Source organism: Streptomyces sp. KR55 (assembly GCF_052245645.1).
In the GTDB taxonomy this organism is placed as follows: Bacteria; Actinomycetota; Actinomycetes; order Streptomycetales; family Streptomycetaceae; genus Streptomyces; species Streptomyces flavusporus.
In genome coordinates, this window is record NZ_JBQQCE010000704.1 from 1 (window position 1) to 3499 (window position 3499).

The 3499-nt window shown below is 70.5% G+C and carries 3 protein-coding genes and 1 pseudogene; 2 read left to right on the plus strand and 2 right to left on the minus strand.

Annotation, left to right across the window (positions count from 1 at the left end; translation table 11 throughout):
• Together ACTWQJ_RS48625 and ACTWQJ_RS48630 are read right to left on the minus strand one after the other, a co-directional pair.
• Positions 1-167: pseudogene (locus ACTWQJ_RS48625) on the minus strand (sensor histidine kinase); the annotation flags it as partial.
• Positions 164-943, minus strand: a complete 780-nt coding sequence (locus ACTWQJ_RS48630; protein WP_443312773.1) for a response regulator transcription factor — start codon at positions 941-943, stop codon at positions 164-166. The pseudogene ACTWQJ_RS48625 and the gene ACTWQJ_RS48630, both read right to left, overlap by 4 nt.
• Before the next feature lie 224 nt (positions 944-1167).
• Between ACTWQJ_RS48630 and ACTWQJ_RS48635 the strand changes: the two genes are divergently transcribed.
• Both ACTWQJ_RS48635 and ACTWQJ_RS48640 read left to right on the plus strand, forming a co-directional pair.
• The gene (locus tag ACTWQJ_RS48635; protein WP_443312775.1) at positions 1168-1785 is read left to right on the plus strand and encodes a carbonic anhydrase; all 618 of its coding nucleotides are present in this window, start codon (positions 1168-1170) and stop codon (positions 1783-1785) included.
• Positions 1782-3499 (plus strand): SulP family inorganic anion transporter (locus ACTWQJ_RS48640; RefSeq protein ID WP_443312774.1); only part of this gene is annotated, 1718 nt, incomplete at its 3' end. The genes ACTWQJ_RS48635 and ACTWQJ_RS48640, both read left to right, overlap by 4 nt.

Sequence of the window (3499 nt, forward strand, 5' to 3'; positions counted from 1 at the left end):
GCGACCGACAACTCGGCGTACGCGGCCACCGAATCGGCCTCGCTGTTCGCGGAGTTGACGATCCGTTCGCGCTCGGCCCGCGTGTAGACGAACCCCAGTGGAATCTCCAGGCCGAGCAGGACGAGCGCGGCCAGGCTGAGGTGGCTCAGCAGCAGCCGGCGGGTCATGAGGCGGTGGGACCGTGCGGGGGGTCCGGTGCGGGGCTGCGCACGGCGAGCCGGAAGCCGACGCCCCGCAGGGTCTGGATCCACGCCGGGTGGCCCAGCTTGCGGCGCAGGGTGGCGACATGCACGTCCAGGGTCTTGGTGGGGCCCTCGTAGTGGTCGTCCCAGACCCGGTTGAGGATCTCCTGCCGCGAGTACACCGCTCCGGCGTCCTCGGACAGCAGCGCCAGCAGTTCGAACTCCTTCGGCGTCAGCGTGACCGGCACGTCCCCGACCCACACCTGCCGGGTCCGCCGGTCCACCACAAGGGGGCCGGCTGATGCGGGTGGGGTGTCGTCCGCCGGATCGGCGTACGGCGTCTCGTGGCCGGCCGACTCGCCCTCGTACGACGACTGCTGCGCGTACGGGTCGGCGGCGGGCGGCAGTCGGTGGCGGCGGTGTGCGGCGCGGATCCGGGCCACCAGCTCCCGTACGCTGAACGGCTTCGCCAGGTAGTCGTCGGCGCCCAGCTCCAGGCCCAGCACCCGGTCGGCCTCCTCGCCCCGGGCGCTGAGGATGATGACGGGGACGTCGGAGGACCGGCGGATGCCGCGGCAGACGTCGATGCCGTCCATGTCCGGCAGACCGAGGTCGAGCAGCACGACATCGCCGTACGGTCCCGCCAGCCCCTCCGCACCGGTGGCGACGTGGTGGACCGTCAGGCCGAAGTGCCGCAGTCCGTCGGCGAGCGGTTCGGCGATCGACTCGTCGTCCTCGATGAGCAGCACTCGTACGCCCATGGCGTCCTGTCTCTCCATAAAAAATCCGGACAACACGAATCCCTTGCTGTGGGAGTGGACACGCTACAAGGAAATGCACACGCGGGTGTCCTGATCCCGGCCTTTGTGAAATGGCCCTCAGAAACCGCTTGCGCTTCTTTTCCTTGGGGTTCGCTTAACCTTCCTCTGGGGTACACCCCCCTACCTTCGTGACTCCTGGTCGGAACCAGTGTCAGGGAGGCATGGTGAAGGCGTTGCTGGACCGCGCCCGCTCGTTCAGGCGACGGGTCGACTTCGAGGGCGACGAATACCGGAAACTGGCCGTCGGGCAATTTCCCGAGGCCTTGTTCATTACCTGCTCGGACTCGCGGGTGATTCCCGCGTTGATCACCGGAGCGCGGCCCGGCGAGATATTCGAGCTGCGCAATGCGGGCAATATCGTGCCGCCGTACGACGAGCAGGGCGCAGCCTCCGGCGAGGCCGCCACCATCGAGTACGCGCTCGAAGTGCTGGGCGTTCAGGACGTCGTGGTGTGTGGCCATTCCCACTGCGGGGCCATGAGCGCGCTCACACACGGCACCGATCTGTCCGGGCTGCCGCGCGTCGACGCGTGGCTCGAGCATGCGCGGCCGGGGCTGGAACCCGTACTCGGTGAGGCGGGACGGCGGTCGGGGGATCCGACGCTGCGCGAGGTCGTGCAGCTCAACGTCCGCAATCAGCTTGCCGTCCTGCGCGAATATCCGGTCGCCCGGCGGCTGATCGACAGCGGGCGGCTGCGGCTGCACGGCTGGTACTACGAGATCGACACCGGCACGGTCCACGAGCTGGACGAGGACGGCCGGTTCCGGGTGCACGGGTCATGAGCGGGGCGCATGCCCGGCGGGCCGCCGGGCCACGGAAGGGCGGCTCCGCGCCCCGGAAGGGCGACTCAGGCTCCGGCGTCGACCTCGGCACCGAGATCACCGCCTCGCTCGTGGTGTTCCTGGTGGCGCTGCCGCTGTGCATCGGCGTCGCGGTCGCCTCCGGGGTGCCGGCCGAGCTGGGGATCATCTCCGGGGTCATCGGCGGGCTGGTGGTCGGGGCGATCCGGGGAAGCACCCTCCAGGTCAGCGGTCCGGCGGCAGGGCTCGCCGCCCTCGTCGCGGAGACCGTGCTCGAACACGGCGTCGCCATGCTCGGAGTGATCGTCCTCTTCTCCGGCGTCCTCCAGATCGTGCTCGGCCTGGTGAAGCTCGGCCGGATGTTCCAGGCGATCTCCCTCGCCGTCGTCCAGGGCATGCTCGCCGGCATCGGGCTGCCGCTGATGTTCAGTCAGCTGTATCCGATGTCCGACGCGAAGGCCCCGGGGACGCCGTTCGAGAACATCGCCGGCATCCCCGGGCTGGTCGCCGACGTCGCGGCCGATCCGCAGGCGATGACCGCGGCCGGGCTCGGCGTCGTCACCATCGTGCTCAGCTTCGTCTGGAAGAAGGTGCCGGGCCCGGTCAGGAAGATCCCGGCCGCGCTCGTCGCCGTCGGCATCGGCATCGCCGTCGCCGCACTGCCGGGCGTGAACGTGAAGACCCTCCAGGTCGGCAACCTCGCGGACTCGGTCGACATGCCGGGGCCTGAGCAGTTCGCGGGGCTCGCCGACGCCGCGATCATCACCGCGATCCTCACCTTCACGGTGATCGCGTCGGCGGAGAGCCTGTTCACCGCCGCGGCCGTGGACCGTATGCACACCGGACCGCGCACCAAGTACAACACCGAGCTCATCGCCCAGGGCGCTGGGAACACCATCGCCGGCATCCTCGGCGCGCTGCCCATCACGGCGGTCGTCGCCCGTAGCTCGGCGAACGTCCAGGCCGGGGCGAAGACCCGGATCTCCCGCACCCTGCACGGGCTGTGGCTGCTGGCCTTCGCGCTGCTGCTGCCGCAGGTCCTCGCGCTGATCCCGATCTCGGTGCTCGCGGGGGTGCTGGTGCACAGCGGCTGGAAGCTGTTCGCGCCGGAGGAGTTCCCCAGGATGTGGCGTCAGGACCGGGGTGAGTTCGCCGTGATGACGCTGACCACCCTCGTCATCACGGCCACCGCGCTGCTGGAGGGCGTCCTCGTCGGCCTCGCGGCCGGGGTGGTGCTGGCCGCGCTGCGGATGTCCCAGGCGGTCGTACGGCAGCACATCGAGGAGGACACCGCCAAGGTCGTCATGGCCGGCAACGCGACCTTCCTGCGGCTGCCGCGTCTGATCGAGGCCCTGGAACAGGCCGCCGCCTCGGGCAAGCCGCGCATCCGGCTCGACCTGCTCGGCGTGACCCACCTGGACCACGCCTGCCGCACCCAGATCGACGAGTTCGTGAGCCAGCAGCGTGCGGCGGGGCTTCGGGTGGAGCTGCTCATGCCGGAGCTGACGGACACGGGGGTGCTGGTGCCGGAGGCGAAGGACGCGGGGGAGAGGGTGACGGGCCCGGCGGGCGCGGGGGCCGAGGCGGTGGAGTATCCCGGCGCGGCGGGCGTGCCGCCGGGGTATCCCAGCGAAGGTGGCATGCCTGCGGGGTATCCCAGCGAGGCGGGCGTGCCGAGGGGGTATCCCGATGTGGC

Bases quoted from the DNA above. Each gene is read 5' to 3' on its own strand.
- ACTWQJ_RS48630 (WP_443312773.1), bottom strand. From the start codon at position 943: ATGGGCGTACGAGTGCTGCTCATCGAGGACGACGAGTCGATCGCCGAA.